Origin of the sequence: Desulfitobacterium chlororespirans DSM 11544, from assembly GCF_900143285.1 — a bacterium.
Classification (GTDB): Bacteria; Bacillota; Desulfitobacteriia; order Desulfitobacteriales; family Desulfitobacteriaceae; genus Desulfitobacterium; species Desulfitobacterium chlororespirans.
Window position 1 is genome coordinate 533,980 of the sequence record NZ_FRDN01000003.1, and the last position, 15,369, is coordinate 549,348.

Genomic DNA, 15,369 nt, shown 5'->3' on the forward strand with positions numbered 1-15,369 from the left:
CCTCAACCTGCTGATTTTTTGCACTAGTACTCTGTAACACTTAAAACTCGCATTCCCGGCGAGGAAAATTTTCGTAGGACAAGGCGAAGGAATGAGGAATACCGGCCGTATGGCGATTGACGACAACGCAGTCATACGGAAATTTAACCGCCGGAAAGGTGAGGAATTAAGCGTTGCAGAGTACTCGGCTAAATAACCAGACTATGACCCTTTTCCCGCAGCCAGCGGCGATGAGTGGCATGCTCCGGACAGTAACGGGCCACATTCCCCCAAAACTGCGGTGAATGATTCAGATAGACAAGATGGGAAAGCTCATGAATCACCAGATAATCCAGCACCGGCTCCGGGGCCATAACGGCCCGCCAGTTCAGATTGATATTGCCCAGGCTGGAGCAGCTTCCCCAGCGGGTTTTCTGCTCTTTTAAGCGGAACTGGTTATAGGTTACTCCCATTTGGCGGCTCCAAAAATTAAGCTTCTGGAGAAACACCGCCCGGGCTTTTTGCTTATACCACTTCTCAAGAATCTCCCGAACCGCTTCTTGCCGCTGCTCTCCCTGAAGCTCCTGGGGCATCTTGATCTCTAAGGTTTCCTGGTCCTTTCTGTAAAAGGCACTGATCATTTTATGAGGGGTATCGATGATCTCCAGGTTCAGCTCTTTTCCCAGATAAGAAACCTTTTCACCCGTTTCATACACCCTTGGGGGCTTGACCATCGTTTCTTGAAGCTTGGTCCAATTCTCTAAGATCCACTCCTGATTCTTCTCAATGAAGGCTTGAATCTCACCCTTGGCAGTACGCGCGGGAGCAGATACTCTGACCTTTTCCGGCGTAATGCGGATGGAAATCCGCTTGATCCGAGAGCTCTTTCTTTCTTCATAAGGAATAATCGTTTTTCTCAGCTTCAAAGATGAGGGCATATTATCCTGCTCCTAATTCCTTTATTCGGTACCGGTAACTGTCAGTCTATGGGTTAAACATTACCTGAGCCCCAAGTCCCCTTAAAGACGATCTGGGACATCTCTTTGCGGGGTCTTGGTTTTCTTTCCTCCGCCGGGTAGCCCAAAGGAGTCATGGCCAGGACGCGGACATTCTCGGGAACCTTTAGGATCTCCCGCACCTTAGCTTCAGAGAAAAGTCCCTGCCAACAAGTTCCCAGACCCTGCTCGGCGGCTGCCAGGATCAAATGCTCCATGGCCAATCCCGCATCCAGCATCATATAGTCCTTGCCTTCCCAGATTTCGGACTCCGCCGGCACTCCGCAGAGCACCACGATCAGAGGGGCCTGCAGCAGCGCTTTGCGTCCGGGGTTGGTCTCTGCATAAGCCGTGGTCAGCTCTTGGCGCAAGGCCTCATCCTCTACCACGATAAAACGCCAGCACTGCAGGTTTTTCCAGGAGGGAGCCAAACGGGCGCACTCCAGGACATAATCCAGTTTCTCCTGTTCTACAGGGTCAGGCAGATAACTCCGCAGACTTCTTCTTTTTTGAGCCAGTTCAAGAAAATTCATATCGATTCCTCCTCTTTCATTCTCTACCACTTTATTCTTTATTATGTCCTTCATTCCTCTTCATTGTCATATACTTCTAAATTTTATAAACCCTTCCTAATCTCGTTAAGAACTGCCGTTGATGTGCCGATACATAGATAAGGGATCTTTTAAGGATGAAATCAACGACAAGGAGGTCGCCCTATGAAAATTCAAAACTCGTCCATTGTCATGGCAGGGGAATCCAAGTATTCAGAGAGCTACAATAAGGAAGTCACCCTGCAGAGCTGGCAGAACAAAGACGCCGCCGGAAAGCCGGTCCTTAACCTGGAGAATGCAGACATTCTTGATCTATCTGATTCGATTAAAGACCAGAAAAGTCCTGCCGCCAATGTCCAGCAAGCCCAAGAGATTAGTTTGGAGATGAGCGAAGGGGATAAGCGCAAGCTGGAACTGCTCCAACTCATGCTGGAAGCCATCACCGGCAAGAAGCTGCGCTTCTTTGTGCCCCAAAAGCTCGTTCTCAATGATCCCAGCAGGCTTCCCTTTTCCCCCACTCAAGTCCCCAATCAAGGCTGGGGCATCATTTTCGAATCCAGAGAACAGTATATTGAACAGCAATCCATGTCCTTTTCTGCTCAAGGCCAGGTGACCACTGCCGACGGCAAGACCATTAACCTGCAGCTTCAATTGAATATAAGCCGCAGCTTTGCCTATCAAAACAACATCAGCTTTCGGGCCGGAGCTGCTGTTACCATCGATCCTCTGGCGATTAACCTGGGGGTTAGCTCCGCCCAGTTGACTCAGCAAAAATACGTCTTTGACCTGGACAGTGACGGCAACAACGAACTCATCTCCTTCCTGGCCCCCGGCAGCGGATTTATCGCTCTGGATAAAAATGGGGACGGCCTCATCAACGACGGCAGCGAGCTCTTCGGCACGAAAAACGGGGACGGCTTTGCCGATTTGGCCTTCTACGACAGTGATAACAATGGTTGGATCGATGAAAGCGACCCTATCTACGATCAACTCCGCATCTGGACTAAAAACGAAAAGGGCGAAGATATACTCTTCGCCCTGGGTGAAAAAGGAATCGGAGCTCTCTATTTAGGCAGCACAGCCACCGACTTCAGTCTGAAGGATGACCGCAATCAATCCTTGGGTGAGATCCGCAGGACCGGCATCTACGTGAATGAAAATGGTACGGTGGGAACCCTCCAGCATGTGGATTTGACCATCTGAGTTTCCTGCCGATACTTGTCTAATCCTCATAGCCAATACTTGCATCTAAGTTTATATTTATATTTATATTTATATCTATGTCTATCTTTATCCTTATTCCCGTTTATCTTTGGCGCCTCTTCCCGCCAACTTGCGGCTTAAAGGAAGATACTGAGTTCCGCGCATCAGGATCCCTGATCCATACTTATCGCGAAGCTCATCCACCGTTCGCTCCAGCTCAGTTTGCTCCTGAATCTCTTCCTGGAACAGACTGAGCTGTTCTATACCCTTCTGCAGACGGCTGGCGGTTATGCCCAGCAAACGGATGGGCTTTCCTTGAGGCCATTTGGCCAAGAGCTTAAGACTCTCCTGATAGATCACATCGGTAATATCCGTGGGCTCAAAAAGGGTAGTGGAATAGGTCCGGGTCTTAAACTCCCCATCTTTGACCTGTACCGTAAGGGTCTGAGCCTTGGTCTCCTCCTGACGAATCTTTCTTCCCACACCATCGGCCAGAAAAAGCAGGACCTCCGCCTCCTGCTCCGGGTCTATTACGTCCTGAGGCAAGGTGATGGACCGCCCAATCGAATGATCCTTGACCTGATCTTCCGGGGTCACAGGCCGCTCATCAAGCCCATTGGCCCATTCAGAGAGTCTGATCCCATAGACCCCAAAACACTTGCGAAGAACCTGAGGAGAAGCTTGAGCCAAATCGCCGATGGTCCGAATTCCCATGCCTGCCAGCTGCTTTTCCGTCTGCCTGCCAATGCCGGATAACTCACCTACCCCTAAAGGCCATACTTTGCTCTCCAGCTCTCCTGGAGTGATCACCGTAAAGCTGCGGGGAAGCTTAATTCTGGTTTTCGGGTCCCGCTGATAATCACTGGCTAGCTTCGCAAAAATCTTGCAATAACTGATCCCCACCGATACCCCCAGGCCTAGCTCTTCCAGAATCTCCTTTTGTATCCGGCGGGCTATCTCTTCCGTACTGCCAAAAAGAAGGTGGGAGCCTCGAAAATCGGCAAAGCACTCATCCACGGAAACCACTTCAATATGAGCTTCATCCGTATATCGCTCAACGATCCTCCACATTTTTCTGCTGAGTTCAAAGTACAGCCGAAAGTCCGGGGATAACACCACCGCTTCCGGGCACAGCTTTAAAGCCTGAAACAAAGGCATAGCCGTCTTAACCCCATAAAGCCGCGCCTCATAGCTGGCTGTGAGGATAATCCCCGTTCGGTTCTTGGGATCCCCGGCAACCAACAGAGGCTTGCCTTGGAGTTCAGGATCTACTGCCTGATGGCAGCTGGCATAATAGCTGTTGGCATCGAAGAGTACAATATCACAGTCTTTGAGTTTATGCTCCGGCATCATGGATCCTTCCCGTCTCAAGGCATAATCCGCTCTATCTTATAGTCGATTATACCATAGGGAAACAAAAGTGAAAGCATGCTGCTTTAATTATAGAAAGATCTCAAAAAAGTAGTAGTGGCTACCCTATTAATGTATAAAGAAACTTAATTTGAGTTATAGCAATAATCGCAAAAATCCGAATACTTCCAGGCAGATCTAGTGAAATATTTATCGTTTAAACTGGAGGTGAACTTTCTATCTCAACAATACGAATTATACATTTTGAAGGAGTGTGATATTTAAATTGTAACACAGCATGTGAAAAAATATGCATCAAAACATAAGGAACAATCACGCGGCATCAATGTCCATATAAGGAGTTTTTCCGACTAAGCGCAGAAAGAGGTAGAAGAGTCATGAAAAGGATTGAGTCCCTATTTGTTCTGGTACTGATCATAGTGTGCTCTATGTACCTATATTCCTCCTTCTCCCTGCCTTTCGGTTCTCTCAAGTCTCCAGGGCCGGGATTATTGCCGACAATCATTGGCTGTATCGGTCTGGTTATGTCCTTGGCCTGGTTTATTCTAGCTTACCAAAAGGAAAAAAAGCTGAGCCTTTCCGTTGACCGTACTGAAGAAAAAGCGGCAATAGAGGCCCCCCCCCCGATGAGAAAGCTGCTTTGGCTTGTACTGGCCATTGTCTGTTACATAGTGGCTTTTAAATTTGTGAGTCCGCTTGTGAACACGCTGGTGATTATGATCGTACTGGCTAAAATATTCGGACTTGAAGGCTGGAAGAAGCCTCTGATCATGGGGGTTTCCTTCTCTGCCTTTATCTATGTGGTGTTCGTTATGTGGTTCAATATCCAATTTTAACAGAGTATCCGCACACGATGGGTAAGCAAATTCAAACGGCTGGGAAGTGAAAAAATGGAATACATCGACAATATTATGAATGGATTTATTTTAGTAGGAACACCTGAAAAGCTGCTTTTCTGTTTTATTGGCGTCATGGTAGGGACTGTGGTGGGTGTCTTACCTGGGCTGGGTCCGGTAGGAGCCATGGCACTGCTGTTTCCGCTGTCTCTTCAGCTCGACCCTCTTTCCGGCATTATCATGCTGTCCGGCATCTATTACGGGTCAATGTACGGAGGCTCCACTACCTCGATACTGCTTAACGTTCCCGGTGAAGCCACTTCCATGATGACCTGCATCGACGGGCACCAGATGGCCAAGAAGGGCAGGGCGGGAGCTGCCTTGGCTGTCTCAGCCATTGGCTCATGGGTGGCCGGTACTGTAGGAATAGCCGTCGTCATGTTTATGGCCCCTTGGTTAGGCCGGGCAGCTCTGTCTCTGGGGCCGCCTGAATACTTTGCCATAACCTTTTGTGGTCTCGTTGTCCTGAGCAACGTTACCGGCGGCTCTGTTTTCAAGGCGTTTTTGGGGGTTATTCTGGGCATGATGCTAAGCACGATTGGCCTGGATATCCTGACCGGCACGTCCAGATTTACTTTCGGGACCCTGGAATTAAGCAAAGGCATCGATATCGTGCCGATCATGATGGGCCTTTTCGGACTCTCAGAGATATTTGCCACCGTCCTCAGCCCTTATAACGTTAAGGATATGGTCAAAGTAAAATTCAAGGATCTCTATCCCAGGAAGGACGAACTCAAGTCCGCTGTCAAGCCTGTTATGCGAGGCACCCTCGTCGGTTTGCCCATAGGCTTGCTTCCCTGTCCGGCCGCCTTTCTCTCCACAATCATCTCTTACAAAGTCGAAAAGAGCCCCTCCAAAAACCCCGAAAATTTTGGGAAAGGTGCCATCGAAGGCGTTGCCGGACCCGAATCTGCCAATAACGCAGCTTCGACAACGGGAATGATCCCTTTACTGTCTCTGGGGCTTCCCTTCACCGCGTCGATGACCGTCCTTCTGGGCGCTTTCATGGTTCACGGAGTCAACCCCGGGCCGCTTTTCATGACTCAGCATGCCGACCTTTTTTGGGGGGTTATCGCCAGCCTGTATATTGGCAACATTCTTCTGTTAATACTGAATTATCCACTGGTAGGAGTCTTTGCTTCCCTCGCCACGGTACCGCCCAAAATTATCATGCCCCTCATTACCGGGGTGGTGTTTATCGGCGTGTATACAGTTAACAACAGCGTGTTCGACCTTTGGCTGGCCCTTATCTTCGGCTTAGTGGGCTATATGATGAAAGAACATCTTGATTTTAAAGTGGCCCCGCTGATCATCGGATTCGTTCTGGGCGGAATATTGGAAAAAAGTCTCAGGCAGGGGCTGGTGATGGCGGACGGAAACCTTTTAATCATGCTGCAAAGGCCGGTTACCGCAGTATTCGTAGCTATCGCTATGATTACCCTGATTTTTCAGATAGCCAGGTTTCTTTATACCCGATTCATCGTAACCGGTAAGGCCAAACAGTCGTTTAATTAGTGCTGTGAGTACGCAATGAAGGGAGGAATCAAGATTTTCTGACACTTAGGCCAACATCAGTAACCCAAAATTAAGGAGGATGAAGATGATGCGTTTTAAAACAAACTGTATCCTGGTTTTAGCCATTCTTTCTCTGTCGGCCCTGTTCCTGGGGTGTTCATCAGGAGCTTCGAAGGAGGCGGGACAAGAACCGGGCCTTGACTATCCCGAAAAGCAAGTACAGATTACAGTGCCTGTAGCGGCTGGCGGCGGAGACGATACGGTGGCGAGATTGCTGGCACAGCACACGCAAAAAGTGTTTGGGCAGCCCTTCTTTGTGGTGAACCGCCCGGGCGGTGCTCAGACGATAGGTACTGCCGAAGTAGCCAAAAGCACTCCGGACGGATACACTCTTCTCTCCTGTCCGCTGGGCAGTATCGTGCTGCAGGGATACTACCAGGATCTGCCCTATGCCTACACCGACTTGGAGCCTATCGCCTATGTGATCGAACGATACTTTGGGCTGATCGTCAAGAATGGAAAATTCAACACCCTGGAAGACCTGGTCAAATACGGCAAAGAAAATCCCGGCAAGCTCAAATACGGGACCATTGCCGTAGGCGGGCTGCCCCACTTGAAAACAGAGGAATTCCTGATGCAAGCCGGTATTGAAGCAAGCGGCATCGGATTTAGCGGAACATCGGAAGCCATCGCCGCTATTTTGGGAGGACATATTGATTTTGCCTTGGTAGGAGGCGCTCCTCTTTTAACTTATCAAGAGTCCGGCGATACCCTGACATTGGCCATGGCCTCACCAGAAAGGCTGAGCAGCCTGCCCGAGACCCCTACCTTCCAGGAACAAGGCTATGCTATAGAACTGAATGTCTGGAGCGGGATTTTTGCCCCCAAAGGGATTCCCGAACCCATAGCCGACAAGCTTAACGAAGGAATCAATACCATACTGAAAGACCCCGCCTTCGCCGAAAAGGCCCAATCTACAGGTGAAGAATTATCACCTATGTCCAGAAAGGAATTTAAAGAGTTAGTGCAAAAAGACTATGAAAGACTGGGTAAAATCGTAGCGGAAACTCCCGCCGGCGAGAAAGTAAAAGCCATGATGAAAAAATAAATAACGAAAGAGGGCGGCGGGCAAATGCCAGAAGCCCTCTTTTGCTATAAATATAAGCTAAATGGCAAGCCCCTGCTTGTGTTCGCCGGCTAAGCCACTGCCGCCGCAAGAACGATGGATAGATACTTTTCTTCAGCCGTAGATCCCCGGGAGGTTACCACCACAGGAACCCTGGCTCCCACAATGAACCCGGCCATTTTCGCCTGAGCCGAACAAAGCAGGCATTTTCCCAAGATATTCCCCGCCGTAATGTTGGGCATCAGCAAAATATCCGCATCACCGGCTACCGGGCTTTGATAGCCTTTTAAGCGGGCAGCTTCTTTACTCATGGCTAAATCATAAGAGATCGGTCCCTCGACGATACAGTCCATTAGTTCACCTGAAAGATTCAAGGCCTTAAGTTCTGCCGCATCCACCGTTTCCGGCATCTTGGGATTGAGGGTCTCCACTGCCGCCAGTACCGCTGCCTTGGGCTTTGCATACCCCAGGACATGCAGAATATGAACCGCATTTTCTAAAATATGCCTTTTCTGTTCCAGGTCGGGGTAGGTGGCCATTCCGCCATCGGTCATGACGACCAGCTTGTGATAATTGGGAATTTCTTTGAACGCTATATGCGACACGATCTTCCCTGCCCGCAAACCTTTTTCTTTATCGACAACCGCTCTCAGCAACTCACCGGTCTGCAGCTTGCCCTTCATGATAATATCCGCCTGCCCCTGATGAATTAACTCCACACCCTTGTAGGCGGCCCCTTCGTTATCCAGGGCTTCAATAACCTGAAACGCACCGGCATCTTCCTGCAGACCTTTCAGCACTTCCCTTATCCTATCCGGATTTCCGATCAGCAGCGGTTCCGCTATAGCGTTTCTGCGGGCCTGGATAACCGCCTCCAGGGTGTGTTCATCATCGGCGGCTACCACTGCCATGCGTTTTCTGTCCTGAGTGGTCTGCACTTTGGCGATAAGCTCCGCAAAATTTTTGATGGCCATAACAGAACACTCCTCCCTTCTCTTTCAACCTATCGCGCCCAGAACATCCTCTATTTTCTCCTCGACTTGTTCGGCTTCCACCTGTCCGGCCATTTTGCCCTTGAATTCACCTTCATGGAAGAAAAGAATCTGCGGCACTCCCTTTAGGGAGAAACGTTGAAACAGCCCCTTTTCTTCTTCCACATCAACATAATAAAAACCAAATCTGCCTGCGTATTCCGGCTGCAGCTCTTCTAAAAGGGGGACCACTTCCTTGCAGACATGGCAGCTTTTCCTCGAAAAGATCACCAAACACGGTTCGCCTTTGTCGTAAATCACCTCTTCAAAACCGGTATCATCTAATGGCGATAAAGACATCCTCATCACTCCTAAAATCAATTTGCCTGATGCCGCCCTTTTACAGCCGCATCCCTGTTCTCAATGGCCCAGCCTTGATCAACACAATTACTCACTGTACACCCTTGCCTGCTCCTCTCCTCTCAGCACTCTTAGCGTACCTAAGGCTAAGGCTTCCATCTCATTCTCTCCCGACATGACGATCACCGGCGCCAGGAATTCCACCCGCTTCTTGATCCACGAAGTCAGCAGCTCCGAGTAAGCGATGCCCCCTGTAATAATAATGGCGTCCAGCTTCCCACAAACCACAGTGGCCAGCTCTCCTATTCCTTTCGCTACCTGATAGGCCATAGCTTCATAAACCAGCCTTGCTTCTTCGTTGCCGGCCAGGATCATGGCCTCGACCTCCCGGGCATCCGTAGTCTGCAGATAGGCTTTCAGTCCTCCGTTTCCACGCAGCTTTTTCTGCATGGTTTGTTCGTCGTACCGGTCGGCATAGCAAAGCTTGATCAGACTCTTACAGTGAACTCTCCCGGACCCCTCAGGAGAGAATGGGCCTTCGTCATCGGGGATGACATCCACCAATTGCCCCTTCTCGTGAACATTTAAGGAGATGCCTCCGCCCAAATGGGCTACGATAAAATTCATATCCGTGTATTCCCGGCCCTGCTCATAGGCATATTTTATGGCCATAGCTCTTGTATTTAAGGCATGACTGGTGCTTGTCCTGGGTATTTCCGGCATCCCCGACAGACGGGCAATGGGTTTGAGCTCATCCACCCGCACCGAATCATAGATATAGGCCGGAATTCCTGCCAAGCCCGCTATTTCATAAGCAAGCAATGCTCCTAAATTGGAAGCATGCTCCATTACGGGATGATTCGTCAAGGCATCCAGCATTTCCTGATTCACTTGATATGCACCCGATTTTACCGCCGGAAGCATCCCTCCTCTTCCCACAACGGCCGACAATTGACCGGCCTCAACTCCGTGCTTACTCAGGCAAGCCAGAACAACCGCCTTTCTCATGGCAAACTGTTCCCGGACCTTGCCATATGGGGCCATTTCCTCCCGGGGATGATCCAGTGTTTCACAGAACAATTCTGCCTCGTCCTGATAGAGGGCTACTTTCGTTGAGGTCGAACCCGGGTTAATGGCCAGAATCTTAAATTCCATAGGCTGTTCCCATCCTTTATCTTGTTTATCCTTAAGCCGCGGTTTCCGGATCAGCCGGCTTTTGCTTCTTCGCTAAAGCTAGCAGAGCTCCCAAAGCAATCGATAAAAACGCGGAAGCCAGGACTCTATATTCACCGGGCAGCAAGAAAACCACCGTGTGGGCGGGTATCCAGAAAAACGGGCAGGTCTTCAGCCAGCTGAATTCCACCAAAGAGTTCCAGTCATTTTTCCTGATCAAAGAGCTCAGGGTCACCTTGCCCTTCTGCTCTGTCTTGGCATCAATGAACAGATCCGTAAATCGATGAAACACCATCATCATCGGTCCAAAGGTTACATTCATCAGCACGCTTCCCAAAAACGCCTGCGCCGGCAGCGAGTCCTGAAAGGGCAGCATCCCCAAACTTTGAGCCGCTGCCGTACCGCCCATATAGACCGTAAAGACCAGGGTAATCATCAGACCGATGATCCCCCAGACCATAACCCGGTAGAACAAGCCCTTGGGGATACTCCACTCCCCCCTGAGCATTCTTATTCCCAATAAGTCGCCCATTGTTGCCAGGACGGCAAATTTAACAAATCCGCCCGCATAAGGATGGTCCCCTGTCACCCTCATAAATACGGCTCTGGAATCAGGCACCGCCAAAATAAGAATCCAAATCAGCAGCCCCAAGCCCCATACATAATCGCCCCGTTTCATTCTCAATACCCCTTAAACCAAGCTCATTCCCACTTCAAGGGCTTGGATATTCAACTCCGCCAATTGAGGCTTCACATTATCCCGGATAATTTTGGCCCAGTCGATGGCCTTGAGATTCATGGCTGTGATGATCGTGCCTAATAAAATAACATTCATGACCTTGGGATTACCCAGGGCTTCAGCTTGTCGGGCCGCATCAATGACTGTGGTCCGAACTCTGCCGGAAAGCTCTTCTATTATACCGGCCGGATAATCCGCTTTGCCGGTGATAATGGGCATGGAGGGAATTTCGAAATCATTGACAACGACTTTGCCCTCCGGTTTCAAATACTTCAGCCACCTTAAGGCTTCCATCTTCTCAAAAGCCACCAGCATATCCGCTCCTCCGACTTCGATCACCGGCGCTTCCACCTTCCCGCCATATCTTACCTGGGAGGAAACCGAGCCGCCCCGCTGGGACATTCCGTGGATCTCGCTCATTTTGACATCATATCCGGCTTCCAGCAGACCTGCGGTCAGAAGCTTGCTGGCCAGGATGGTTCCCTGCCCCCCTACTCCGACTAAAAGAATGCTCTTTGTCATTTACCTTCCACCTTTCCAATCGCTTTAACCGGACATACCTGAAGGCAGATCCCGCAGCCCACGCATGAATTGGCATCGATAACCGCTTTTTTGCGGCTTTTATCAAAGGAAATGGCCGGACAGCCGGGCCTGATACAAGACTTGCAGCCCACACATTGGTCATGGTCCACCACACATTTGCTGGTAAAGACTTCCCTGAACTCCCGCTTATCCTCTTTGGACAGCTTCTTCAAAACGCAAGGCCATCTGGCAATAATCACCGAAGCCTCCTCAAGGCTGAGCGCCCAATCGAAGGTCTCGTTCACCGCTTTCAGATCGTTGGGGTTAATCACCCGGACATTTTTGATTCCGCATACCTTGACCAGAGCTTCAATGTTAATGCCGACGGTTTCCTGCCCTTGTAAGGTATATCCTGAGCCGGGGTTCTCCTGATGTCCGGTCATCCCGGTTATGCGGTTATCCAAAATAACGTTGATGGTCTTGCTGCCATTGAAGGTCACATCGATCAGGGAATTGATTCCCGTATGGAAGAAGGTCGAATCTCCGATGACCGAAACCACTCTCATCCGGTTGTTTTCCATCATATTAAAGGCCTGCTGGGCACCATGACCCACACTTATGCTTGCCCCCATACAGATATTGTGATCCATGGCATTGTAAGGCTCGGCATAGCCTAAGGAATAACAGCCGATATCCCCCGAGATCATCACATTCCTGCGTTTGCCGATCTCATAGAAAAAGCTTCGGTGCGGACAGCCGGCGCAAAGTGCAGGGGGCCTGGGAACCACTTTGCCCTGACCATAGTCAGGCACCGGATAGGTTTGACCAAAAACAGCCTTGCGGATGACATCCGGGAGCATTTCCCCATAGGCCGGGAAGAGTTCTTTTCCCAAACACTTAAACCCGAGGATTTTAACCTGTTCTTCAATATAAGGGTCATTCTCTTCAAGCACATAGATGGTTTCAACCTTACCCGCAAACTCGCGGATTTTCCCGGCGGGGAGCGGATTGGTAAATCCCAGCTTCAAATAAGAGACGGAATCGCCGAACACCTCTTTGGCATAGGAATAGCAAATTCCCGAGGCGATCACCCCGACTTTGGTATCATGCCATTCGATCCGGTTTACGGAAGTCCGGTCGGAAAAATCCTGCAGCTTTTTCATTCGTTCTTCCACCTTGACCCTTAGCTGCCGGGCATATAAAGGCACGGTGACATATTTGGGAATATTCCTGGTATAGGGCTTAAACCCAACCTCTTTCCTTTCCTGACATTCCACAATCCCTTTGGAATGACATACCCGTGTGGTCACCCTGACCATGACCGGAGTATCATAGGTTTCGCTCAGTTCAAAGGCGGCTTTCGCCATATCCTTGGCTTCCTGGCTGTCCGCCGGTTCGAACATGGGAATCTTAGCGGCTTTGGCATAGTTGCGGTTATCCTGTTCATTTTGAGAAGAATGCTGTCCCGGTTCGTCGGCGGATATCAGCACCATCCCTCCGTTAATACCCGTATAGGCAATGGTAAAGAGGGGGTCCGCCGCCACATTCACCCCCACGTGCTTCATGGACGCCATGGCCCTCGCCCCGGCCATTGAAGCGCCGAAAACTGCCTCTAAAGCGACTTTCTCATTGGTCCCCCACTCGGCCAAAACCTCTTCTTTATATAGCGCTAAGTTCTCCAGAATTTCCGTACTGGGTGTCCCCGGATAAGCAGAAGCGTATTTAACTCCTGCTTCGTAAGCCCCCCGGGCAATGGCTTCATTTCCCGTAAGTAATTTCTTCATGAACAGACTCCTTTTTGCTTTTTAAATCCTTTTAACAGTACTGCCGATACATCGTCCCCCCAAGTCCTTCCCTTCTTTCACTCCGGATTTATCCCCTTATCCATTAAATAAGCAAAAATCATGCCAAAAAGAGAATCAAAAAAAACAGGCCTAAAACCTGCACTTTCTCACCAACCCTATGAGGTATCCCCAAAAATACGTTCAAAAAATTAGACATAGTATCTAGTTTTTTGAACATCGACTTCTTACCTGTCCTCTTTCTTGTTAAGACGTTTATTGGATTTGTTCCATAAGGAAGCCCGGCTGATCCCTAGCCGTTTCGCAATTTCATTTTTACTTAAACCCTTCTCCATAAGCAGATCAATCACTTTTGTTTCCACATAGCGGTTGATTTCTTTGAGATCAATAAACCCTTCCTGCAAAAACTCAGTGTTTTTGGGCCAAGGTCCGGGATTTATATCCAGTTCGCCAAAAATAGCATAACGTTGAGCATTGTTCCGCAATTCCCGGACATTGCCGGGCCAGGTATAGGCTTTTAATGCCTCCGCCAATTCATCATCGATGATTAAACCGGAGGCTCCCTCCAAATTCGAGAGATAATGCTTAAAAATCGGCACAATATCCATCTCCCTTTCCCGCAGGGGAGGAATCTTCAGTTCCAAAATACTTAACCGATAGAATAAATCCCTTCTGAAATTCCCCTCCTCCATCTTCATGAGCAAACTCTCATTAGCCGCAGAGATAATGCGGACATCCAAGGGAATCACATAATCCGAACCTATCCTCATCAGCTCTTTCTCCTCCAGGACACGCAAAAGCTTGGCCTGAAGTGCCGGAGAGACGCTATTGATCTCATCCAGGAACACGGTTCCTCCATGAGCAAGTTCAAATAATCCCGGTTTACCTCCTTTTCTGGCACCGGTAAAGGCGCCTTCCTCATACCCGAAGAGCTCACTCTCCAGCAGACTTTCCGATATGGCCGCACAGTTAATGGCCACAAAGGGTTCGTCCTTTCTGGCACTGATATTATGCATGCTTTGGGCAAACATCTCTTTGCCGGTGCCGCTTTCCCCGTAGATCATCACCGTAACGTCCGTTAGCCCGATCTTGATCCCTTTGGCTACCGTCCCTTTCATCACCGGATCCCAGGCAATAAGATCGTCAAAATGATACTTTGCCCTAAGTCCCTTTTTATTGAGCTCATAGCGTATTTTCTTTTCGAGGTTCTGCAGCTTCGTAATATCCTGAAAAGAACACAGCATTCCCCTGACCTGACCGTCCACTTCTAAACGCGAGGTATTGGCAGTGATCACAAGGCCGTTCAGATTAATAATCTCATTCGCCTTATTGCCTGAACCCTTGACCATAAAGCCGAGCTCAGGAAAAACCTGATCCAACCGCTCCCCGATCAGCGGATTTCTCTCACCTTTGAGCGTGGCCTTCACCTTTTCATTGCAATGGATAATCCGGCCTTCCTGATCGACGGCCAAAACCGCATCATGAACTCCATCCAAGGTTTTTTTCAGCACTTCGTTTTTGTATTTTTGTTCATAGAGATTATCAACGAGTTCCCAGGCCGAGGTCATAATCTCGTTGATCGATTCCTTGCCGGCGCTGATGGGAACATACTTCAAGCCGAATTTACGGGCGAACCGGCAAGGAATGCCGCCTCCCACAATGACCACCTCCGCAGGGGCGGCAGCATACTTAAAGACCTTGTCTTCAATAGCCTCCAGAGAAGCGAATTCTTCAATGGTCACTCTGGCCTGAATCATTTCCCGCCACTCCTCGTAAGCGAAGGACTCTAAATCGGAAATGACCAGCACCACATGGCGGCTGATCTTTTGCGCCGACTTAATGGCGGCTAAGATATCCAGGGTGTTTATTTTAAACTGAATTACCGGAACGCTGACTTTGCCGAGAGTATGGCGATAACCGCCGCTTCTGGCGATAATCACCTTGGCTCCCCTTTTTTCCAGAAGCCGGCCTTGCTCTTCAATTTTTTCAAAGTCCAGGATCTCAATCAATATCCTCCCCTGACGGACATCCTCTCTGTAAAGCTCTTCAATTCTCTGTTTTAGTTCCCTATTATTGGCTATAATTCCTATTTTTTGCTCCATGCGCCCACCCTCCTAAGGAAAATCCCCTCATCATAGCACCGCCTTTTTTTGCCGCAATCTATGG

Annotated in this window: 14 protein-coding genes; 4 read left to right on the plus strand and 10 right to left on the minus strand. The window is 49.4% G+C overall.

From position 1 onward, the window contains the following. Positions 1 to 188: 188 nt before the first annotated feature. Together BUA14_RS02395 and BUA14_RS02400 are read right to left on the minus strand one after the other, a co-directional pair. Entirely contained in the window at positions 189 to 917 is a 729-nt protein-coding gene (locus BUA14_RS02395; RefSeq protein WP_072771094.1) for a M48 family metallopeptidase, read from the minus strand. A gap of 53 nt (positions 918 to 970) precedes the next feature. Further along, positions 971 to 1,507, minus strand: a complete 537-nt coding sequence (locus BUA14_RS02400; protein WP_072771095.1) for a nitroreductase family protein — start codon at positions 1,505 to 1,507, stop codon at positions 971 to 973. A gap of 183 nt (positions 1,508 to 1,690) precedes the next feature. Here BUA14_RS02400 and BUA14_RS02405 point away from each other — a divergent pair, with 183 nt between their 5' ends. Beyond that, positions 1,691 to 2,728 carry a hypothetical protein gene (locus BUA14_RS02405; RefSeq protein ID WP_072771096.1) on the plus strand — a complete coding sequence of 346 codons (1,038 nt, stop codon included), beginning with the start codon at positions 1,691 to 1,693 and terminating at the stop codon, positions 2,726 to 2,728. Between the two features lie 93 nt (positions 2,729 to 2,821). On the opposite strand, the gene BUA14_RS02410 is transcribed toward BUA14_RS02405, so the two are convergent. Beyond that, positions 2,822 to 4,078 carry a DNA polymerase Y family protein gene (locus BUA14_RS02410; RefSeq protein ID WP_072771097.1) on the minus strand — a complete coding sequence of 419 codons (1,257 nt, stop codon included), beginning with the start codon at positions 4,076 to 4,078 and terminating at the stop codon, positions 2,822 to 2,824. 398 nt (positions 4,079 to 4,476) lie between these two features. Here BUA14_RS02410 and BUA14_RS02415 point away from each other — a divergent pair, with 398 nt between their 5' ends. The 3 genes from BUA14_RS02415 (at position 4,477) to BUA14_RS02425 (ending at position 7,618) form a co-directional block, all read left to right on the plus strand. Beyond that, positions 4,477 to 4,935 (plus strand): tripartite tricarboxylate transporter TctB family protein, encoded by a 459-nt coding sequence (locus BUA14_RS02415; protein ID WP_072771098.1) that lies wholly within the window; start codon positions 4,477 to 4,479, stop codon positions 4,933 to 4,935. A 54-nt stretch (positions 4,936 to 4,989) separates the two neighbouring features. Next, positions 4,990 to 6,510: a tripartite tricarboxylate transporter permease gene (locus BUA14_RS02420; protein ID WP_072771099.1), complete on the plus strand. Its 1,521-nt coding sequence runs from the start codon at positions 4,990 to 4,992 to the stop codon at positions 6,508 to 6,510. 85 nt (positions 6,511 to 6,595) lie between these two features. Next, positions 6,596 to 7,618 (plus strand): Bug family tripartite tricarboxylate transporter substrate binding protein, encoded by a 1,023-nt coding sequence (locus BUA14_RS02425; RefSeq protein ID WP_072771100.1) that lies wholly within the window; start codon positions 6,596 to 6,598, stop codon positions 7,616 to 7,618. Between the two features lie 89 nt (positions 7,619 to 7,707). Here BUA14_RS02425 and BUA14_RS02430 read toward each other — a convergent pair whose 3' ends face one another. From BUA14_RS02430 to BUA14_RS02460, 7 genes are all read right to left on the minus strand, one after another. After that, positions 7,708 to 8,610 carry a bifunctional enoyl-CoA hydratase/phosphate acetyltransferase gene (locus BUA14_RS02430; RefSeq protein WP_072771101.1) on the minus strand — a complete coding sequence of 301 codons (903 nt, stop codon included), beginning with the start codon at positions 8,608 to 8,610 and terminating at the stop codon, positions 7,708 to 7,710. A gap of 24 nt (positions 8,611 to 8,634) precedes the next feature. After that, a complete protein-coding gene (locus tag BUA14_RS02435) occupies positions 8,635 to 8,967 on the minus strand; it encodes a thioredoxin family protein (RefSeq protein ID WP_072771102.1) in 333 nt (110 codons plus the stop codon). An 87-nt stretch (positions 8,968 to 9,054) separates the two neighbouring features. Next, complete coding sequence (gene buk / locus BUA14_RS02440) at positions 9,055 to 10,122, minus strand: butyrate kinase (protein ID WP_072771103.1); 1,068 nt, start codon at positions 10,120 to 10,122, stop codon at positions 9,055 to 9,057. Positions 10,123 to 10,153: 31 nt separating this feature from the next. Continuing rightward, a complete protein-coding gene (locus BUA14_RS02445) occupies positions 10,154 to 10,819 on the minus strand; it encodes a hypothetical protein (RefSeq protein ID WP_143153412.1) in 666 nt (221 codons plus the stop codon). Between the two features lie 12 nt (positions 10,820 to 10,831). Then, positions 10,832 to 11,401: an indolepyruvate oxidoreductase subunit beta gene (locus tag BUA14_RS02450; RefSeq protein ID WP_072771105.1), complete on the minus strand. Its 570-nt coding sequence runs from the start codon at positions 11,399 to 11,401 to the stop codon at positions 10,832 to 10,834. Next, complete coding sequence (gene iorA / locus BUA14_RS02455; RefSeq protein WP_072771106.1) at positions 11,398 to 13,185, minus strand: indolepyruvate ferredoxin oxidoreductase subunit alpha; 1,788 nt, start codon at positions 13,183 to 13,185, stop codon at positions 11,398 to 11,400. The genes BUA14_RS02450 and iorA overlap by 4 nt, the downstream gene beginning before the upstream one ends. Positions 13,186 to 13,430: 245 nt before the next feature. Continuing rightward, on the minus strand, positions 13,431 to 15,305 hold the full coding sequence (locus BUA14_RS02460) for a sigma 54-interacting transcriptional regulator (RefSeq protein ID WP_072771107.1): 1,875 nt from the start codon (positions 15,303 to 15,305) through the stop codon (positions 13,431 to 13,433). Positions 15,306 to 15,369: the final 64 nt, after the last annotated feature.